This window comes from Alkalimonas amylolytica, assembly GCF_900107845.1.
Lineage (GTDB): Bacteria > Pseudomonadota > Gammaproteobacteria > Enterobacterales > Alteromonadaceae > Alkalimonas > Alkalimonas amylolytica.
In genome coordinates, this window is the sequence record NZ_FNRM01000001.1 from 640,653 (window position 1) to 660,380 (window position 19,728).

Below are 19,728 nucleotides of genomic sequence, written 5' to 3' on the forward strand. Positions count from 1 at the left end.
GCATGAAAGAACCAGCCGAATTGATTGCGGAGCAAGGCCATATTGGCCTTGGTACCATCGCTGCCATTTCGGTGCTCTACCTGGTGGTGTTGTTCAGTGTCGGCTATTTTGGCCGGCGTATCGATGGCAAGCATCCGCTGGCCCCCTGGGTGTTCAGCTTTGCCTTATCGATTTACTGCACTTCCTGGGCTTTTTATGGGGTCACCGCTCAGGCGGCCGTGAATGGCTGGTGGATCCCACCGACCTACATCGGCTCTTTTATACTGTTCTGGTTTGGGTTTCAGTTGATGGCGCGCATCGCCATTGCCTGCCGGCGTTATCGCATTACTTCCATTGCCGACTTTATCGCCACCCGCTTTGGCCACTCGCGCCTGCTGGCTGTAAGCATTACGCTGATTTTATTTCTGGCGGTGATCCCCTACATCGCCTTGCAACTGCATGCGGTATCAACCAGCATCAATGTGCTGGTGGCTTCTGAGCAAGCCAATGACTGGTTTCGTGATACCGGGCTTTATGTCAGCCTGTGGATGGCGGTGTTTGCGCTGCTGTTTGTCAGCAAAAGCGCCAAGGCCCACCAGCCCAATCCTGGCCTGATGACCGCCATTGCCTTTGAGTCCCTGGTGAAACTACTGGCGCTACTGGCCATCGGCGCTTTTGTCTGTTTTGGCATTTACGATGGCGTCCAGTCCATTTTTGCAGCCGCCCGCGAGCATCCGGGCTTGCTTGAACTGCAACGCCAGGCACTGCCTACCCACACCTACTGGGTGCATGTACTGCTGGGCTTTACCGCTACGCTTTGTTTACCACGGATGTTTCATGTGTCTTTCGTCGAGAACCAGCGGCTGGGACATTTACGCAGCGCCCGTTGGATTTTCCCGCTGTATTTGCTGCTAATGAGTATCTTCACGCTGCCGCTGGCCATGGCCGGTGTGATGCTGCTGGGGCATGAGGTCAATATTGATCTGGTGGTGTTGCAACTGCCGCTGGCAGCAAATCGCACCGATATCGCACTATTGGCCTATTTGGGCGGCTTCTCCGCTGCGACCAGCATGGTGGTGGTGGCCACTGTGGTGCTGGGCATTATGATCACCAACGAACTGCTGACCCCACTGCTGTTTCGCGCCCGCCAGACCGAACTGAGCCCGCCCAGCCTGTTAAAAATTGCCAACCTGCGGCGCGGTTCCATGCTGCTGGTGCTGATGCTGGGTTTTGTCTATTACCGCTGGATAGGCACCGATACCGGGCTGGCCCAGCTTGGGCTAATGGCTTTCACTCTGGTGGCTCAGCTGGCACCGGCACTCATTCTGGGCCTGCTGTCACGCCGGGTTAACCAGCAAGGCGCCCTGGCAGGCTTGCTCAGTGGCGCAGTGGTCTGGGCTTACATCCTGCTGCTGCCTGAACTCAGCCGGGCTGGCTGGCTAAGTACTCAATGGCTAACTCAGGGCCCCTTTGGCATTGGCTGGCTGGCGCCGCATCAATTGTTTGGCTGGCAGGTCGATGCTATTACCCTTGGCGTCTTGCTCAGCCTCACCTGCAACCTGCTGATGGTACTGCTGGTCAGCCAGTTCACCCAAACCCGGGTTGGCGAATGGCTGGAAAGTGGTCGTTTCTTACAAAAACAACAAAGCGCCCCAATAGCCAGTCGCCAGGCACGTTTGTCGGTGCAGGATTGCTATTTGCTGCTGCGCCGCTTTGCCGGTGAGTCTGAAGCCAACCGGGTATTGCAACGCACCGTGCGCACCACTCAGCTGGAGCAGTATGCGCCGGCACCAGCCAATCTGGTGCAGGCATCCGAGCGGGCTTTATCGGCAGTGATTGGTGGTGCTTCAATGCGGCTGGTGATGGATGCAGCCAGCCGGCACAGTCAGTTGCCGCTGGAGACGGTAGCCCGTTTTGTTGATGAAGCCAGCCAGGTGTTTCAGTTTAACCAGGCTTTGTTGCAAGCCACCATCGATAACATCAGTCAGGGCATCAGTGTGGTGGATGCCGATTTGCGGCTGATTGCCTGGAACCAGCGTTATCTGGATATGTTTACCTACCCGCCAGGCCTGGTGGATGTTGGCAGGCCGGTGGCCGATTTGATCCGTTTTAACGCCGAGCGCGGCCTTATTCACAGTGCCGATGTCGATAGTGAGGTTGAAAAGCGCCTTAGTTACCTGCGCCAGGGCAGCAGTTACAAGTTTCAGCGGCCACAAAAAGATGGCCGGGTGTTCGAGATGCAGGGTAATCCGTTGCCTGGCGGCGGCTTTGTGACCACCTTTACCGATGTCAGCTCCTTTATTGAAGTGCAGCAGGCGTTGGAGCAAAGCAATCTGACACTGGAACAAAGGGTAGCGGATCGCACCCGCAAACTGGAAACCCTGAACCAACAACTGCAGCAGGCACAGCAAAAAATTGAAGCCAGCACCCAGGCCAAAACCCGCTTCTTTGCCGCCGCCGGCCACGATTTGATGCAACCCTTCAATGCCGCCGCGCTGTTCGCCGGCCTGCTGCGGGAAAAAGCCGATTCGGTGGAACAAAAGCAGCTGAGTGAGCATTTGATAAGCTCACTGGATTCCGCTGAAGAGTTGCTGACCTCTATCCTGGAACTGACCAAGCTGGACGCCGGGGTGATAAAAGCCAATCATCAGCCGGTAGCACTGAGCGAATTGCTGGACGACAGCGCCCGCGATGCAGCTGCACTGGCCGCCGAAAAGGGCCTGGACTTTCATTACCTGCCAAGCAAGTTGGCGGTGCTGACCGATCGAAAATTGCTTAAGCGGGTGGTGCAAAACCTGCTGGCCAATGCCATTCGCTATACCGATCACGGCCGCATTGTACTCGGCTGCAAGCGCTATGGCCAAGCACTGGAAATTCGGGTAATCGATACCGGTATCGGCATCGCCCAGGAGGATCAACAGCGGATATTTGAAGAGTTTCAGCAAGGTGACAGTCAGCATCACAAAGGGCTGGGGCTGGGGCTGGCTATCGCCCACCGCATCACCGGCATGCTGCAACACCCGCTGACGGTGCGCTCCGCTCCAGAGCGTGGCAGCTGCTTTAGTATCCGTTTATCCCAGTGTGCGCTGCCTGCCGCCCCCATCAAACCGGCCAGCAGCCCGGATATCAAAGCCAGCTTCGCCGGCAAAGCCGTATTGCTGCTTGATAACGATGAGCAGCTGCTGCAAGCCGTTACCGAGTTGCTGCGCAGCTGGGACTGCATCGTGCACCCCATAAGCCGGCCAGAGCAGGCGCTGCAGGCCATTCGTGACGGTTTAAAACCCGATGTGCTGCTGTTTGATTACCATCTGGATAATGGCGCCACCGGCGTGATGGTGGCCGAACAACTGAGCAACCATTTCTCGCTGCAACTGCCAGTCGTTATCCACTCCGCCGATCACAATGAGCAGATCCGCGAACACGCGCTGAACGCCGGCTTCCACTTCCTGCTAAAACCACTAAAACCGATGGCACTAAAGCGCCTGTTCCAGCGTTTACTGCGCTAACCGCTTGTTTTTAAATACTCGTTTTCGTAAAACGTCCGCAGCCAGTGCGGTCGATACAGCGCCATCAGGGTGACGGCCATGCCATTAAGCAACGCTTCGGGGAAGCTGATTAGCAGCGACAGCACCAGGTAGTTGTCCAGAATTATGTGCCAGGGGTAGCGGCCGTCCAGGTAAAACCAGGCGGATGTCAGCCCCATATGCAGCAGCATGGTCAGGGCACTGGCAAAAAACGCCGCCACAAAGATGTAAATAAACAGATGGCGTGGCAGGAAGTAATAACTAAACCAAAAGATACCGGCACTAAACAGCGCTGGCAGCACAAAAGTGCAGATGGCATAAAGGCCGCCATCGGCCAGCGCTAGCTGCCCCAGCGCCAGCAATACCAGCAGCGGCAACAAACAGATCCAGACCGCAATACGCCAGCCATGGCAAAGAGTCACCAGGGTAATACCCAGAAAGTGCACCGCCAGCCCATCGACGATGCTGGCCTGCAGCAACCAAAGCAGCAGCAACACCGCTGCCGAGCCAAACACCAGATGCTGGTACTCCAGCTCGGCTTTCAGCTTAGGCCAGAATTCACGTGGAAAGCTGAACCAAAGCACAGCCAGCAAAGCCCCCCAGCCTAATCCGCTTAGTACCATTGCCGCTTCCTCATCCCATCGCTACGCCCTGCTATGGTAGCATCTTGCGCAGCGATCTGCTTTGAGCTTGTCAGAGATCCGGCAATGGCGCTTAATACCCACTGCGATAAACAGCAGGATTCAGTCCATGCAATCACTGGCTTCCGGTCAGCAGCTGGATTATGCTGCTGTTTTGGCCACCCACAGAGAACTGTATGAAGTCCTTCATTGCCCTAATAGTAAGCTGTTCCCTCCCTTTGCAGGCAGCAATCAACCCTGCCTGGCTGGATGCCAAAACCGCCCAACAGGCACTTAAGGATGGCAGCCTGAGCAGTGAGCAACTGGTGCAGCATTACCTGAACCAGATTGAGCAGCACAACCAGCAGGGCCATCAACTGGCCGCTATCATCGACGTCAACCCTGATGCCCTCACCATTGCCCGCAAGCGCGACCAAGAGCGCGCTGCTGGTAAAGCGTTATCCCCGCTGCATGGTCTGCCCGTAGTGCTAAAAGCCAATATCGCCACCGCCGATGCGATGCCAACCACAGCCGGAGCGCTGGCATTGCAAGGCTTTATCACCGAGCAAGATGCCGAGCTGGTGGCGCAGCTACGGGCGGCCGGGGCGGTGATCCTGGCCAAAACCAACTTATCGGAATGGGCCAATTTTCGTGGCACTGGCTCGGCCAGTGGTTGGTCGGCACTGGGCGGCCAAACCCGCAACCCGCATGTACTTAGCCATACGCCCTGCGGTTCCAGCTCCGGCTCTGGTGTAGCCGTAGCTGCCGACTTCGCCCTATTGGCAGTGGGTACTGAAACCGATGGCTCCATCATTTGTCCTGCAGCCATCAATGGCGTGGTGGGCATCAAACCCACCCGTGGCAGTGTATCCGGCCATGGCATTATTCCGATTGCCAGTGCGCAGGATATTGCCGGGCCCATGGCCAGAAAGGTCTACGATGCGGCCTTGCTGCTGGATGCCATGCTAACCACTGAAGCCAAACAACAGTTTGCTACCCCCTTAAGTGCAGCCAGCCAGCAAGCAGCAGCAACGCAGCAGGTAGTTGTGATCCGGGCTTATGACGATAGAGACGAGGCAATTGGCCCTATGCTGGACCAATTGGTAGAGCAACTGCTCGATGCCGGCATTGCCGTGCAGCAAGTCGATTCATGGCCTGTACCGGCAGAGCTTTATCAGACCGAGCTGGAAGTGCTGGTGTATGAATACAAACGCGATCTGGAGCAGTGGCTGCGTGATTTTAACGTGCCGGCGCCGGTCAACAGCCTGCAAGGCATTGTCGATTTTAACCATGGCAAAGGAGAAGAGGCGCTGGCATTTTTTGGCCAGGAATACCTGCAACAGGCCGCTGCAGTGAACCTGAGTGAGCAGGCGCCTTATTATCAAAAAGCATTGGTTCAAAGCCGCGAGCTGGCTGAAGCTTTGCTCGACGAGCATTTGACCAGCGCCAGCGCGATTATTTTACCCTCGTATGGCCCAGCCTGGCCTATAGACCACCAACAAGGCGATCAATTTAACTTTGGCACCTCAACCGCCGCCGCTGTGGCTGGCTATCCGTCCATCAACCTGCCGGCGGGTTTTAGTGGCCCTTTCCCGCTGGGCGTCAGTCTGATTGGCAGCCCCTGGAGCGAACCCGAGCTATTGGCTCTGGCCCAGCTTCTGGAGCAGAAGCTGGGAGCCTATCGTCAACCTGCATTCTTACCAGATGTTGCGGTATCTGCTGATTAGCTCCCATGCTTAAACACCTGCAAAAAATACACTGATTGTGCCAGCTGAGGCCGGCACGGGCAGTCGCTGAAAACAGCTAGACAGTGCTTGGCTGCCTGCTAGCTGCAATCTGTTTTTCTGCTAACTGCAAACTCAGCCTGGCTTGTATCACTTGATCCAACATGCCTAATGGATTGCAACCACCATAGACCAGACGATGCAGAAATAACCCCACTCCGGTTGAACCAGCAGCAAAGTCACAACTTACTTTAGTTCTGTTATCGTCCGGGAAAGCCAGCCCTTCGCTTTTTGGCAAGGCAAAAAGTTTCAGGCCATCGGCAACGTGCCAGGCCAACTGCAGACTGTGATCATCGTTAAGAAAAAAGTGTGCATCCAATAAAAAGTGGCCAATCCCTGCCAGACCTATCATCAGGCCAGACGTTATCGCATATTTCTGCGCAACCGAGGCTTTGGTTTTTGTGACAACCTCCAAATAGTCTGGGTTGCTTGTAACCAGATAATAGCGCATAGCCACACTGGCAACACCTGCACTGCCGTAAGCAAAATAGGGGTAGAGTATGTTGTCTTCACTGTGCCGGGGAAATCCATAAGAGCCTTTGGTTTCCCTGCCATGAGCTATATCGAACTGCAAGGCGGATTCACCGACAGCCAAGTACTCTGCTTTCTCTGTTTCACAGTACATACAGAGTAAGAACAAAGCCACACCACTGGAGCCTTCAAGAAAGCCAATGTCATGCCCAAGGTCTTCAGCCTGCCCCCAGTAACAACCATGTTCACTGTGCTGCGCTGTGTAGCAAAGCGCTTCCGCCATTTGCTGCGCCAATTCCAAACAACCCGGCTCAGCGGTTTGCAACCAGAGCTTCAGTGCAGCCTGGCCTATACCTGCCACACCATATCCCAGCGACATCGATTGAAACAAGTAGCGGTGATGCTTTACCAGCGGCAGTAATTGCAACGCTTGCTCATGCATGCCCAGCTCTGACAGAGCCCAAACAGCACCAGCCAAACCATCCATCAAACCTACCGGTGCCTGCCCATTTTGAAAGCGAACCTGTTGTTCAATCCAGCGTTTCAACTCAGCCGGAATGCTACCGTGCATTAATTGCCAGCCATAAGCCACACCAGCTATGCCATAATCCAATGCCAAAGGGTAGTCCAGACCAGCGCCAAGTGGCAGCAATCGCTTGGTTTTAGTGCAATCCAGCAGAGTACTGTGGTAACGCAGAATGTCAGCAATACTTTGGGTGACATTCTGACGCGCGGAGGCACTAACCTTCATCGTAGAGACCGTTTTCGCTTGAAAGCGCAAAGCGTATTGCAAAAGCTCAATGCAAGGCTTTAACGATGTTAACTCGCCAGATAACAGCTGCAAAGTACAATCCATGTAAGCCTGCGGTAAGCCTATATCCTGCTGCAGCTCCTGTAAAAAGACCCTGGGGTATTCTGGTCGAAGGTTTATTAACGTCGTATTCGGCACCAGCATCGCCAACAGCACGCAACCTAACGCATAATAATCATCCTGCCACGAGACTTCGTCCGCACCGGTTCTTTCCCATCGGGCATAACCAGGCGTGCAAATGTTGATAGAAGCATCAACCCCTGGTTCAAATGCTGCTTCAAAGTCAATCAGCTTTAATTGCTTGGTATCAAGATCGATCATGATATTGTTGAGGGATAAGTCACCAAACAAAATATTCGACTCATGCAACTGCTCCACCATGTTCAGGAGCTGTTTAGCAAGCAAGATAAGCTCTTCCAACCAAGCCTGCATCTCCTCCCGGCTACTTCCAGTATGGATCAGCTTGTTCTGGCGAACTTGATAAACCCGTAAAGTTTCCCCGGATAGAAACTCTTGAGCTAAAAAGGTGTGCTGCCACTCACTAAATAATTTCAATGGCTTAGGTGCAATATTCAACGAAGAAATTTTATCTAGTAGGCGATACTCTTTTTGCAGCAAGCTAATGCAATCTGTGTTCTGACCATGACCGACGTAAGGCCGGGCTTCTTTAATTAAGGCTTTGCACTTGGCTTTCGGATAATCGGCCTGATAGACACCACCAGCATTTGAAAACTTAATAGCGCCTTCCATGACAAAGTCACCACCAAACAACTCGTCATCCTCTTCGAACTGTATTTGCTCATGCAACTGAGGGAATACTTCCGTGATGAATTCCGGTCGCCAGTAGTGCGGTACACGCTGATCCTCTACAAAGTGATAGTTATCATCCAGGATTTGAGCAACACGTCCCTTACGGCTGCGCTTTTCGGATAAGCTTTGGAAGCCTCCGTAACGATAAAATACGATGGAAGAATCTTTGTACTGGGTGTCTGAGAAGATGTAAGGGCCAGGCTCCCCATCTACAGCCATGGCGAGTGTCTGGATCAATTGCTCGAATTGGTCCTTATCACGAGGATACACAGTGATAAACTTTCCTGAAGAAGCTCGACTGCAATTTTTGCTGAGTAGCTTCTTCAAAATACCATCGTCACTGGCGAACTTGAACTCCACCTCGGCAGCCAACAAGACTGGAACCACTTTGCCAAGGATCCTTACAGCGGACTCCTGCGTGGCGGAAAGATGAATTTTCCAACCTTGCACGATTTCGGATGGAGAAGGAGGGCGAGCATAGATCCAAAAATAATCTTGCTGCAAGCGCCAGGTGGGAGGTAACAATGATGCAACGGCATCCCGATAAATTTTCCCAGGCTTGCGCCACTCATAGGGGATGTAGAAGTCCTGATGGGCATTCAGATCTTGCATGCAGTATCCTCTGCAGGTAATTTGACAGACAACAGTCGAAGACTAAAAGCACTGGCTAAAGACTAGCTTTAGCCAGCAAGCTTCCTGCCAGCTTATGACTTAACCACCTCACCACGGCAGTCATTACTGCGAGTGCTCCACTCGTTTGATTTGACTCCACCACAGCCATTGCTCCAGGTACTCCAGGCTGCTGGCGCTAAATCAGCTGCAGTACGACCACCATGAACTTGCTTTAACTCTTGCAAACCCAATACTTTCATTTTGTTGTTCTGTTTCATAATGCTTCCTTAAACGTATTCATTTGATTGAAATAAGTAAGATTGTTAGCAACGCATGGGATGAGTTCAGATGGCAATTCAAGCGATTAACAACGTTCATCTCAGTTCATCCACATCAATGATTCTCACTTAAAAAACAATTAATACAACAAGGAAGCTTGAATATCACAACTTAATCATTAAATAATAACCATTATATCAGTCGCTAACTTGATGACTTTGCAAAGCAGTCAATTTCTGTGCAAAAAACAGACGATTGCTATCGCAGCCATAAAAAAGGGCAGCCCGAAAGCTGCCCAATCAAGCCCCAACCAAGGCCTAGAACTGGTTCATGGTGTTGTCTTTACCAGAGGCTTTTAGCGCTGCATCACCCGAGAAGTACTCTTTGTGATCGTCACCCATGTCCGAACCGGCCATATTCTGATGCTTAACACAGGCGATTCCCTGGCGGATTTCTTTGCGCTGCACCCCTTCGACATAACCCAGCATGCCAGCTTCACCAAAGTACTCTTTCGCCAGGTTATCGGTCGAAAGGGCTGCCGTATGGTAGGTTGGCAAGGTGATCAGGTGATGGAAAATTCCGGCCTCGCGGGCACCATCGGCCTGGAAAGTCTGAATACGACGGTCGGCTTCAATCGCCAGCTCTGTGCTATCGTATTCAGCGCTCATCAGTTTGACGCGATCATAGGCCGACACATCTTTGCCTTCCTGCTGCCAGCCATCGAACACCTGCTGACGGAAGTTCAGCGTCCAGTTAAAGGATGGGCTGTTGTTGTACACCAGCTTGGCATTAGGCACCACTTCACGGATCCGGTTTACCATGGCTGCGATTTGGCCAACATGTGGTTTTTCGGTTTCAATCCACAGCAAGTCGGCACCGTGCTGCAAAGAGGTAATGCAATCCAGAACCACCCGATCTTCGCCGCTGCCTGGGCGAAACTGGAACAGACCACTGGCAAGGCGTTTTGGCTTTAACAGCTTGCCATTGGCTTTTACCACCACATCGCCATTGGCAATGTCATCGGCGCTTTGCACGTAGTCGCCATCCAGGAAACTGTTGTACAGATCACCCAGATCACCCGGCTCTTTGGTCACGGCGATTTGCTTGGTCAGACCGGCACCCAAAGAGTCGGTGCGGGCCACAATGACACCATCCGGTACGCCAAGCTCTAAGAAGGCGTAACGCACAGCGCGGATCTTGGCCAGGAAATCAGCATGTGGCACCGTCACCTTGCCATCCTGGTGACCACATTGTTTTTCGTCCGACACCTGGTTTTCGATCTGAATGCAGCAAGCACCAGCTTCAATCATTTTCTTTGCCAGCAGGTAAGTGGCTTCTTCGTTGCCAAAGCCGGCATCAATATCGGCAATGATAGGCACGATATGAGTTTGGTGGTTATCGATTTGCTGCTGCAACTCTGCCGCTTTGGCAGTATCACCAGCGGCTTTGGCAGCATCCAGCTGACGGAATAAGCCACCCAGCTCACGGGCATCGGCCTGGCGTAAGAAGGTATAGAGTTCTTCAATCAGCATTGGCACTGCGGTTTTTTCATGCATCGACTGATCCGGCAATGGACCGAACTCCGAACGCAGCGCTGCAATCATCCAACCCGAAAGGTACAGGTATTTTTTATGGGTATTGCCAAAATGTTTTTTGATGGCAATCATCTTTTGCTGGCCAATAAAGCCATGCCAGCAGCCCAGCGACTGAGTGTACTGACTGCTATCAGCATCGTAGTCAGCCATGTCGCGGCGCATAATGCCGGCAGTGTAACGGGCAATATCCAGCCCGGTCTGAAAACGGTTTTGCAGTGCCATACGGGCGGCATATTCCGGGCTGATTTCCTGCCAGCTGCTGTCTTTGCTGCCGATCAGGGTGGCGAATTGGTCCAGGGTGCTTTGGTAAGTCATGGGATCTTCCTCAGGGCTTTTGGCTGTTGTGATTTTAATCTAGCCCTGTTCGAACCATAAATGAAATCAATAAATACCATCCCTGACATTCATTAGAAATATGGCGCTAAAGTGATTTAAAGCCTGTAGCTTCATCAGCCAAAGATAGTGCAAGTAGTTGATGATAAATGAGAAAACAAATATAAGCGTGAGCGCTCCTCTCGAAGCCATGTCGTTAAACATAGCTCACGCCAAGCAACGGCGGTCTGGGACAGCATTTTTACCGTGAAAAGTGACGATTGCCATAATTTTGCTGAATGCATAGCATCACCGACATTGATTGTAAGAATATCAGGAGTGACTGTCAGGCAGCTTGAGCTTTTCGAATAGAATACCGGCCTGGGTGCGGTTATTGACATTGAGCTTGCGCAAAATGGCAGACACATGCTGCTTGATGGTGGTTTCCTGCACATTCATCTCATAAGCGATTTGCTTGTTTAATAAGCCATCGGCGATCATCTTCAGCACCCGAAACTGCTGCGGCGTTAGTTGCTCCAGCCGGTTGGCAAAATCATCATCAATCAAACTGGTGGCATCGGCCACTTCCTGACTAAGCTCGGCAGGTAACCAGGTATCGCCCTGCTGCACAGCGTCGATGGCAGCAGACATCAGCTCCAGCGGTGCCGACTTGGGCACATAGGCAGCAGCCCCTAGTTGCATCGCCTGCTTGATCACCGCAGGCTCCTCAACCGCCGACACCATCAGCACGGTCACATCCGGGTACTCGGTACGCAAAGCCGTTAACCCGGCAAAACCATCGGCGCCAGGCATTTTTAAATCAAGGAAAATCAGGCTGGTATCCGGGTGCTGGCGCAATAAAGCCCAGACCCTTTCCATGTTCTCGGCCTGCAGCAAAAGCGCCTGGTCGCCCAAAATGGTTTGGGCAGCCTGTGACAGGGCAACACGAAACAACGGGTGATCATCAGCAATGATGGCAATCATGGCAGCTCTTGGTTCAGGTTCATGAGAAGGTAAAGCTATCATAGCCGGAACTGCCCTTAGCAGTACAGTTCCGGCCATCGTTGCAGGCTTAGAAACGGTAACCCACCGTCAGACTGATGGTGCGAGGCGCGTCGTAGTAACCAATCAGGGTGTTGTCACCACCCAGGCCGGGTACAAAGCTGCCATCATCCGCCACCGAGATAAAGGCATAGTTCCCCACCAGATACTGCTTATCGGTCAGGTTTTTACCATGCAGACCGACGGTCCAATGACCATCGGCACTCAACCAGTTCACCGACAGGTTCAGCAAGCCATAGCTGCTTTGCTCCAGCAGGTTGTTCAGCTCGGTCAGGGCGTACTTGCTGCGGTAATGGTAGTTGCCGTTAAAGATCAGATCACCACCGGAGGCCAGCTGCATTTCATAGCTAAACCCCAGATTCGCAGTGGTTTTCGGCGTATTGGTCACCACAAAACTATCGGTAATATCTACCTGGCCGCCTGTGCTTGGATCAAAACTAAACACATTTTTAAACTTCGCATCAATCAAGCCCAAACTGCCATACACTTGCAAGTTACGACTGGCCATCCAGGTAAACTCAAACTCAGCACCGGTGGCATCGGACTGACCGACGTTACCCAGCCGCTGATTCAGCACCGAAGCATCGTTCGGATCCGGGATCACCGAGATGTACTGGCGATCTTTGTGATCCAGCATAAACAAGGTGGCGTTCAGACGGAAGGTATTGGTTAAATCGCTTTTCATGCCAATTTCGTACGACAGCACATCTTCCGGGTTGGCTGCAGGTTCCGCCCTTTCGGCCCGAGGATTAAAAGTACCGGATTTAAAGCCCTGACTGAAGCTGGCAAAAAACATGGTGTCCTGGCTGTACTGATATTCCACGCCAAGCTTCGGTGTCCACTTGCTCCAGCTGGCGCTGTCATCCAGCACGATCGGGGTTTGTAAACCATCCGGGCGCACATAACCTGGGATCCAGCCGGACTCCGGGTACACGGTATCAAAAATCAAACCATTGCGGACCAGCGCATCTTTTTTGTCCTTGGTGAAGCGCAGGCCTGCGGTAAGCGACCACTGATCGTTCAGTTGGTAGGAACCCTGGGCATACGCAGCCGAGCTATCACTGTCGCTGCAACCGGCCACTTCCCGGGTTAAACCCGGGGTGCCAAAGGCGGTTTGACCCAACACTTCCAGAATGGCATCAAAAACACCGCAGGATTCAGAGGTGTAGTAATACAAACCTGACACCAGATTGAGGTTGTCGGTACGGTAATTCAGCTGCAGTTCCTGGGTAAACCACTTATCCTCGTAGATAGCCGGCACATCGAAAATCCGCAACGGCGTATTATCAAAGTCAATATTTACCGGTGAGTAGTTTTCACGGCGCGACGTAATGGATTTCAGGCTCAGGCTGTCGTTGACGGTCCAGTCCAACAACAAGCTCACCCCTTCGGTTTCTACCCTGGTCCAGGTTGGCAAGCTGGTGTACGAATCGTACACGCTATCCGGTACAGGCGCATCCGTCAGTAAGCTTGGCAGCAAGCGGAAGCCCCCTTTGGAGTTCGACTTATCATCGGTCTTATCGTAGCTCAGCCGCATAAAGAAATTATCGACCGGGCGATACTCCAAAGTGGCACGGAAAGCCTGGATGTCTTTGTTGTAGTTTTCTTTATCCTGGTTGGCTAAATCAGAAATCAGAAACTCACCATAGCCATCGCGTTGCAGATTGGCATAGCCGATGCCCAGATAGAGCTGATCCTGGATCAGTGGCAATTGGCCCGTCACTTTCACATCGCGCTGATTAAAACTGCCAACGGTGCCACTGATAGCAAATTCGGTATCGCCGGTCATTTGCTTGGTCACGTATTTCACGGCGCCACCTATGGTGTTCTTACCATACAGCGTGCCTTGTGGGCCGCGCAGTACTTCCACCCGCTCAATATTCAGAATATCCAGTACAGCGCCTTGTGGCCGCGCAACATAGACATCATCGATGTAAATACCGACTCCAGGCTCATACCCCCACAGCGGATCCTCCTGGCCCACACCACGGATAAAAGCGGTTAAAGTCGAGTTGGTTCCCCGGCTTTGCTGCAAGGTGGTATTGGGTGAGAACTGCTGAACTTCAATAATGGTGGATAGACCACGCTGCAAAATATCATCTTCACCAATCGAGGTTACCGCCACCGGCACCCGCTGTAAATTCTCGACTGTGCGACGTGCTGTGACTTCGATGCGCTCTAACCGCAGCTCAGTCTCTGCTGTATTTTCGTCGTCTGCAGCGATAGCTGTTGTGGCGATAATTCCGGTACTCACCGCCAAAGCCAAAGCGCTCAATGTAAATCCCCGTCTTGCTGCAGTGCTGTTTTTTAGTTTTTCGTTCGTTGCCATCATGGCTCTCCTGCTGAGTCGTTAACAATACGCTTCTACTGTAGGCCTAAATGCAGAATTTTTAACCTGTACCTTAGTACTATGGCTTGAGGGCTGTTGTTGTATCACACTGAATCAAAATACAACGAGGAATTTTGCATGCTGGGGTTATTCGGCTTGATCCTTGGGTTGCTGCTGCTGATCGTGTTAACCATGCGCGGCTTCAACCTCTTTATTACCGCACCACTGTGTGCCTTGCTGGTGGCCGCTACCAATGGCATTCCTTTTTGGGATATCGCCGACAAAGTGGACTTTGTTCATGGGTACATGACTGGTTTCTCCGGTTTTGTTGCCGCCTGGTTTTTGATGTTTTTGCTTGGCTCTTTGTTCGGCAAGCTGATGGAGCACACCGGTGCTGCCGATGCCGTAGCGCTTGCCATTGTCAAACGTATTGGACATACCCGGGCTGTGCTGGCCGTGGTAATGGCCTGTGCAGTACTCACCTACGGCGGCGTCAGTGTCTTTGTGGTGGCCTTTTCTGCCTACCCAATGGCAGTCAGTTTATTTAAAGGTGCCAACCTACCCAGACGCTTTATTCCGGCAGCACTGGCACTTGGCTCAGTCACTTTTACCATGACCTCGGCCGGCTCACCGGAAATTCAGAACTGGATCCCTATCCCTTATCTTGGCACCACCCCTTATGCCGGCTGGGAAGTCAGCCTGGTGGTAGCTGTTATTATGGCCATCAGCGGTTACATGAGCCTGATGTGGATGATTCGAAAAGCCGTGGCCAAAGGCGAGCACTTTATTCAGCGCGCCAGCGATCCTGTGGTCGAAGATCGCAGTCTGCCTAATCCGATCTTTGGTATTATCCCACTGCTGGTGGTGCTAACACTATCGTTCTTTTTGCATGAATCTCTGCAGCAAGCAGCGCTGATTGTCGCCCTGGCTGGCGGAGTCAGCAGTTTGTACCTGCTGAATATGAAGTTTTTACGCAATCCGGCGGCCGCCACCAATGAAGGCGTACTGGGCGCCTTGCTGGCTATTGGCAACACAGCAGCGGTGGTGGGCTTTGGTAGCGTTGCCAGGCTAACACCTGCCTTTGCCGGCGTGGTGGACACCATGACTCATCTGCCTGGCCCTGAACTGCTCGGGGCCGCGGTAGCGGTCAGTGTGATCGCAGGTCTGACCGGCTCGGCCTCTGGCGGCCAAGCCATAGCGCTACCGGAAATCGCCCCAACCTATCTTGATCGTGGCGTTGATCCTGAGCAGCTGCACCGGGTAGTCGCGATTTCATCCGGCGCGCTCGATTCTTTGCCGCATAATGGCTACGTGGTCACTACCATCCGTGCTATCTGTGGTGAAACGCACCAGAATGCCTACTGGCCGGTTGCTGTCGTCAGCGTACTGGTGCCTTTGGTCGGTGTCTTTATCGCCATTGGCCTGTTTCAGTTATTTTAAGGAGAAACCCCATGCTGTTACGGATTCTGTTCCTTAGCGCTTTGTTGTTCAGTGGCCTTACGCAGGCCATGTTGGTAGAAAAGCAGCGTTTTGAAATTGCTAAGTTTACCACCGAGAACGGCCAGCTGATTGCACCGGTTCAGGTTGGCTGGGAAGCTTATGGTCAGCTGAACGAAGCCAAAGACAATGTGATCTTAATTACCCACTTTTTCTCCGGCAGCTCGCATGCCGCCGGCAAGTACAGTGAAGAGGATGCCCTGCCCGGCTACTGGGACAACATCATTGGGCCAGGTAAAGCCATTGATACCGATCGGTTTTATGTCATTAGTGTCGATACTTTGGTCAATGCCAATGTGTTTGATCCCAATGTGATTACTACCGGGCCCGCCACCATCAACCCGGCCACCGGCAAGCCTTGGGGGCTGGACTTTCCGGTGGTGACCATTGGTGACTTTGTCGAAGTACAAAAAGCCCTGCTCGACAGTCTCGGCATTGAGCGCCTGTACGCAGTGATTGGCGCATCGATGGGTTCCTTTCAAGCCATCGAATGGGCCACCCGCTATCCGGAGCGGGTGGAGCGATTGGTACCGGTCATTGGTACTGCCTTTATCGATGCCTGGGCTGCAGTGCGGCTGGAGCGCTGGGCTTACCCGATTAAAGCCGACCCGGCCTGGAAAAACGGGGATTATTATGCCACCGGGCAACCCACTGAAGGCCTGATCACTGCCCTCTCCTACATTATTCAGGATGCGGTCTACCCGACCGGCTTTAACCTGCGCTACCCGGCACCTTTCACCGATGCAGCACCCCATCAGGATATTCGGGCCAGCTTCTCGGCCTGGCAGCAACTGCGCGAGCATGCTGCGGTCCGGGCGGCCTATCAGGATGCCAATCATATTCTGTATCTGGTACGCGCTTCCCAGCTGTTTCGTGCCGGCATGGGCGACAACTGGCAGGCGGCCCTGAAGCGAGTACAGGCCCGCACCTTGCTACTACCAGCTACCGGTGATCAACTGCTGCTGCCACAAATGAGCCGAACCACACAGCAGGCGCTGGAAGCGGCCGGCAAAGAGGTGCACTACCATGAGATCCCGGGCATCTGGGGCCATCTGGATGGCGTAGTCGGCATGCCAGCCGTAGCGGAGGTACTCAGCGAATTCCTGCAGCAATAATTGTTCATCATATTTTTTCACTGCTTTGCCCACTTTGACGCCCTTCGGGGCGTCTTTCTTTATCTGCCCTCAAAAACACCTTGGCGAACTTCTGCCATACTTACGGCATGTTCAGTCTTTGGTGCTGTGAATGAAATCACTCTGTGCAGGCATTGTGCTACTGCTATCCAGTTGGTTGCTCTGGGCTGAGCCCATTCTGCTGGCCAGTTCAGATTACACGCCCCATACCGGAGAGCATTTACCGGAGGGGGGCGCTCTTACGGCCATTGTGCAGGCAGCCTTTGACATTATGGGTCAAGAGGTGGAGATCCATTACATGCCCTTTGCACGAGCCATGCAGGCTACCCGGCTGGGACAATACGCCGGCATCATTGGTGTTAAATATACCCCTGAGCGTGAGCTGGATTTTTATTTTCCTGAGCCTGTTTATGACACTTCCATTGTATTTTTTAAACGGCGCAATCAGGATTTTGACTTCGAGTCCTATCTCGATCTGGTGCATCTAGGCGTTCGTTATGGCTCTGTGCTGGGCTATTCACATCCGGAGGGCTTGCTGGAAACCCGCATCCGCCATTACCAGGTGGCCACTGAAGAACAATTATTCCGCTTACTCAGTGCTGGCCGGGTCGACCTGATGGCAGGCGACAAATTAAACGGCATTTATCTGCTGTTGCATGAGTTTCCGGAGTTCAGCGCTCAGATTGATTGGCTGGAGCCACCCATTGAAACGCAGCCCTTGTACTTACTGTTCTCCCGTCAACATCCAAAGGCGCCTGAGCTGAACAAAGCCTTTAGTGCCGCCATTACTCAGTTAAAGCATTCCGGCGAGTTGGAGCGGATAAAAGATCGTTTATTACCCAGTCTGCAGCAGTTGCAACAAAGCGGAACTTCAGTAAAGCCCCCCCAAGCCAACCAGAGCCAGGTACAGTGATTGCACTTAACCGCCGCTTGCCTTACTCTTGGTTGCTCAACTTTGCTTTGCCGGAGTAGCCTTCCCTAATGAGTTCAGACTGGCAACCCAATGCCATTCAAGCCCAAGCCTCTGAACCGCAGAGCATCCAGTTACTGCGTGTTCGGCGTTTACTGCAAATCTCTGGTGCAACCTTGTTTGGCTTGCTGCTGGCAATGTCAGTAGCTTCAGGCATGACGCAATGGATGCTCCTGCTAGGCAGCAGCTGTCTTGCCATCGCCTTTTTGGCCGCTTGGAAGCAGCGTCCCTTGCTTGCTGCTTATGTCCTGCTTTGGTCGATGGCACTAATGCTCACAGGTCTGGCCCTGGTATCCGGGGGGATCCGAGATCTGGCGGTGGTCGGTTATCCCGGCGTACTGGTATTTGCCGCTATTTTAGGCAGCCGCAACCTGTTTCTGTCCTTGCTAAGCTTTATCCTCCTTGCTGCCGTCAGTATGGGATATGCCAGCATGCAAGGCTGGTTCACCCCGTTTTTACCCGATGACAGCTGGCGTCAGGTGCTGTATGTGAGCTTAATTCTCAGCATCACCGGATTTAGTGTGCTATTGATGGCGCAGGATCTGCACCGCTCACTAAGGGCGCTACAGGCAGAAAATAAGCGCGTGCGAGATACCCAGCAACAATTACAGCGTCTGGCAATGCACGACAAACTGACCGACTTACCCAACCGTACACTCTGTGAGGAGCTGTTTCGCACCATGCAGGCACAGTGCCTGCAACAACAACAGCGCCTGGCGTTGTTATTCCTGGATCTGGATAACTTTAAACCCGTAAATGACGCCCTGGGTCATGCTGCCGGTGATGTATTGTTACAGCAGCTGGCTGAACGTTTGCAGTCGGAGCTTAGCACGCAGGCGGTACTCTGCCGTTTTGGCGGGGATGAATTTATGGTGCTCTGCCCGGCAGATGCGGATGATGCGCCTTTGGCCGATCTGGCCGACCGTTTGCTTAAGCAGACTACCGAGCCATTTACCCTGATGCAAACCAAAGTAGAAGTTTCAGGTTCTATTGGAATTGTCAGCGCACCAACCGATGGCATTGAGTTCCATGTCTTGTGTCGCAAAGTGGATCTGGCCATGTACAGCGCCAAAGAGCAAGGGCGTAATACCTGGCGCTTTTACAGTGATGTGATGGATCAAGCCAATACCGACAAGTTTAATTTGCTGCAGCGCATCCGCGATGCGCTGAAAAACAACGAATTTAAGCTCTATTACCAACCAAAAATCGACCTGCAACATCAACAGGTGCAGGGTGCAGAAGCCCTACTGCGCTGGCCTCAGAATGATGGCAGTTTTATCAACCCGGCAGAAGTCATCGAGCTGGCAGAATACAGTGGTCTCATTCTTGAACTGGGTGCCTGGGTTTTGCAACAGGCTTGCAACGACTGCCAGCAATGGCGACAACTTGGATTTCCAGATGTAAAAGTAGCGGTCAATTTATCACCGATTCAGTTTCGCGACGGCAGGCTGGAGCACACGGTGCTGGATGCACTGCGACAAAGCGGCTTACCACCCTCAGCGCTGGAGCTGGAGCTTACCGAGTCCTTGTTGATTGACAACAGTGACTTTGTGCAGCAACAACTGAGCAGCCTCGGCGCTTTAGGCATTAGCTTCGCCATTGATGACTTTGGCACCGGCTACTCCAACTTGGGGTATCTGCGTCAGTTTAATGCCTCCAGCCTGAAAGTGGATAAATCCTTTATCAGCTCTTTGTCGATATCGCTGCGGGATGAGCCCTTGGTACGCGCCATCATTCAACTGGCAAAAAGTCTGGAGCTAAGCACGGTGGCAGAAGGAGTGGAAGATGATGCCACCTTTCAGCTGTTAAAACAGCTGGGCTGCGATGCAGCTCAGGGATATTTGTGGTCCGCGGCTTTACCACCCGATCAATTTACCCGCTATCTGCAAAAGCAGCGTTAAAATCTGTTGTCGGTAATCACCGGATATTTTAAGGTAGGA

12 protein-coding genes are annotated in these 19,728 nt (G+C 52.8%); 6 read left to right on the top strand and 6 right to left on the bottom strand.

Features of this window, described 5'->3' with window-relative positions:
* Positions 1 to 2 precede the first annotated feature (2 nt).
* Positions 3 to 3,485, top strand: coding sequence for a sensor histidine kinase (locus BLW37_RS02895; RefSeq protein ID WP_091339141.1), 3,483 nt, complete (start codon positions 3 to 5; stop codon positions 3,483 to 3,485).
* Here the strand turns inward: BLW37_RS02895 and BLW37_RS02900 are convergent.
* On the bottom strand, positions 3,482 to 4,126 hold the full coding sequence (locus tag BLW37_RS02900) for an energy-coupling factor ABC transporter permease (protein WP_091339144.1): 645 nt from the start codon (positions 4,124 to 4,126) through the stop codon (positions 3,482 to 3,484). The genes BLW37_RS02895 and BLW37_RS02900 overlap by 4 nt on opposite strands.
* 194 nt (positions 4,127 to 4,320) lie before the next feature.
* Here BLW37_RS02900 and BLW37_RS02905 point away from each other — a divergent pair, with 194 nt between their 5' ends.
* Positions 4,321 to 5,850 carry an amidase gene (locus BLW37_RS02905; RefSeq protein ID WP_091339585.1) on the top strand — a complete coding sequence of 510 codons (1,530 nt, stop codon included), beginning with the start codon at positions 4,321 to 4,323 and terminating at the stop codon, positions 5,848 to 5,850.
* Between the two features lie 76 nt (positions 5,851 to 5,926).
* On the opposite strand, the gene lanKC is transcribed toward BLW37_RS02905, so the two are convergent.
* The 5 genes from lanKC to BLW37_RS02930 all read right to left on the bottom strand — a co-directional run bounded on the left by lanKC (position 5,927) and on the right by BLW37_RS02930 (position 14,188).
* Positions 5,927 to 8,611 carry a class III lanthionine synthetase LanKC gene (gene lanKC / locus BLW37_RS02910; protein WP_091339147.1) on the bottom strand — a complete coding sequence of 895 codons (2,685 nt, stop codon included), beginning with the start codon at positions 8,609 to 8,611 and terminating at the stop codon, positions 5,927 to 5,929.
* A gap of 92 nt (positions 8,612 to 8,703) precedes the next feature.
* On the bottom strand, positions 8,704 to 8,889 hold the full coding sequence (locus BLW37_RS02915) for a hypothetical protein (protein ID WP_091339152.1): 186 nt from the start codon (positions 8,887 to 8,889) through the stop codon (positions 8,704 to 8,706).
* A 318-nt stretch (positions 8,890 to 9,207) separates the two neighbouring features.
* Complete coding sequence (locus BLW37_RS02920; protein ID WP_091339155.1) at positions 9,208 to 10,800, bottom strand: isocitrate lyase; 1,593 nt, start codon at positions 10,798 to 10,800, stop codon at positions 9,208 to 9,210.
* A 330-nt stretch (positions 10,801 to 11,130) separates the two neighbouring features.
* Entirely contained in the window at positions 11,131 to 11,781 is a 651-nt protein-coding gene (locus BLW37_RS02925; protein WP_091339158.1) for a response regulator, read from the bottom strand.
* Positions 11,782 to 11,869: 88 nt separating this feature from the next.
* Positions 11,870 to 14,188, bottom strand: a complete 2,319-nt coding sequence (locus tag BLW37_RS02930) for a TonB-dependent receptor (RefSeq protein ID WP_091339161.1) — start codon at positions 14,186 to 14,188, stop codon at positions 11,870 to 11,872.
* A 138-nt stretch (positions 14,189 to 14,326) separates the two neighbouring features.
* Here BLW37_RS02930 and BLW37_RS02935 point away from each other — a divergent pair, with 138 nt between their 5' ends.
* The 4 genes from BLW37_RS02935 (at position 14,327) to BLW37_RS02950 (ending at position 19,689) form a co-directional block, all read left to right on the top strand.
* Positions 14,327 to 15,628 (top strand): GntP family permease, encoded by a 1,302-nt coding sequence (locus tag BLW37_RS02935; RefSeq protein ID WP_091339164.1) that lies wholly within the window; start codon positions 14,327 to 14,329, stop codon positions 15,626 to 15,628.
* A gap of 11 nt (positions 15,629 to 15,639) precedes the next feature.
* Positions 15,640 to 16,800: an E22 family MetX-like putative esterase gene (locus BLW37_RS02940; RefSeq protein ID WP_091339167.1), complete on the top strand. Its 1,161-nt coding sequence runs from the start codon at positions 15,640 to 15,642 to the stop codon at positions 16,798 to 16,800.
* Between the two features lie 130 nt (positions 16,801 to 16,930).
* Positions 16,931 to 17,731: a substrate-binding periplasmic protein gene (locus tag BLW37_RS02945; protein WP_091339171.1), complete on the top strand. Its 801-nt coding sequence runs from the start codon at positions 16,931 to 16,933 to the stop codon at positions 17,729 to 17,731.
* Between the two features lie 68 nt (positions 17,732 to 17,799).
* A complete protein-coding gene (locus tag BLW37_RS02950; protein WP_245785586.1) occupies positions 17,800 to 19,689 on the top strand; it encodes a putative bifunctional diguanylate cyclase/phosphodiesterase in 1,890 nt (629 codons plus the stop codon).
* Positions 19,690 to 19,728: the final 39 nt, after the last annotated feature.

Excerpts from the sequence above, each read along its gene's own strand:
- BLW37_RS02915 (WP_091339152.1), bottom strand. The coding sequence starts at position 8,889 with ATGAAACAGAACAACAAAATGAAAGTATTGGGTTTGCAAGAGTTAAAG.
- lanKC (WP_091339147.1), bottom strand. The coding sequence starts at position 8,611 with ATGCAAGATCTGAATGCCCATCAGGACTTCTACATCCCCTATGAGTGG.
- BLW37_RS02935 (WP_091339164.1), top strand. The coding sequence starts at position 14,327 with ATGCTGGGGTTATTCGGCTTGATCCTTGGGTTGCTGCTGCTGATCGTG.
- BLW37_RS02895 (WP_091339141.1), top strand. The coding sequence starts at position 3 with ATGAAAGAACCAGCCGAATTGATTGCGGAGCAAGGCCATATTGGCCTT.
- BLW37_RS02945 (WP_091339171.1), top strand. The coding sequence starts at position 16,931 with ATGAAATCACTCTGTGCAGGCATTGTGCTACTGCTATCCAGTTGGTTG.
- BLW37_RS02900 (WP_091339144.1), bottom strand. The coding sequence starts at position 4,126 with ATGGTACTAAGCGGATTAGGCTGGGGGGCTTTGCTGGCTGTGCTTTGG.
- BLW37_RS02920 (WP_091339155.1), bottom strand. The coding sequence starts at position 10,800 with ATGACTTACCAAAGCACCCTGGACCAATTCGCCACCCTGATCGGCAGC.
- BLW37_RS02950 (WP_245785586.1), top strand. The coding sequence starts at position 17,800 with ATGAGTTCAGACTGGCAACCCAATGCCATTCAAGCCCAAGCCTCTGAA.
- BLW37_RS02905 (WP_091339585.1), top strand. The coding sequence starts at position 4,321 with ATGAAGTCCTTCATTGCCCTAATAGTAAGCTGTTCCCTCCCTTTGCAG.
- BLW37_RS02930 (WP_091339161.1), bottom strand. The coding sequence starts at position 14,188 with ATGGCAACGAACGAAAAACTAAAAAACAGCACTGCAGCAAGACGGGGA.
- BLW37_RS02925 (WP_091339158.1), bottom strand. The coding sequence starts at position 11,781 with ATGATTGCCATCATTGCTGATGATCACCCGTTGTTTCGTGTTGCCCTG.
- BLW37_RS02940 (WP_091339167.1), top strand. The coding sequence starts at position 15,640 with ATGCTGTTACGGATTCTGTTCCTTAGCGCTTTGTTGTTCAGTGGCCTT.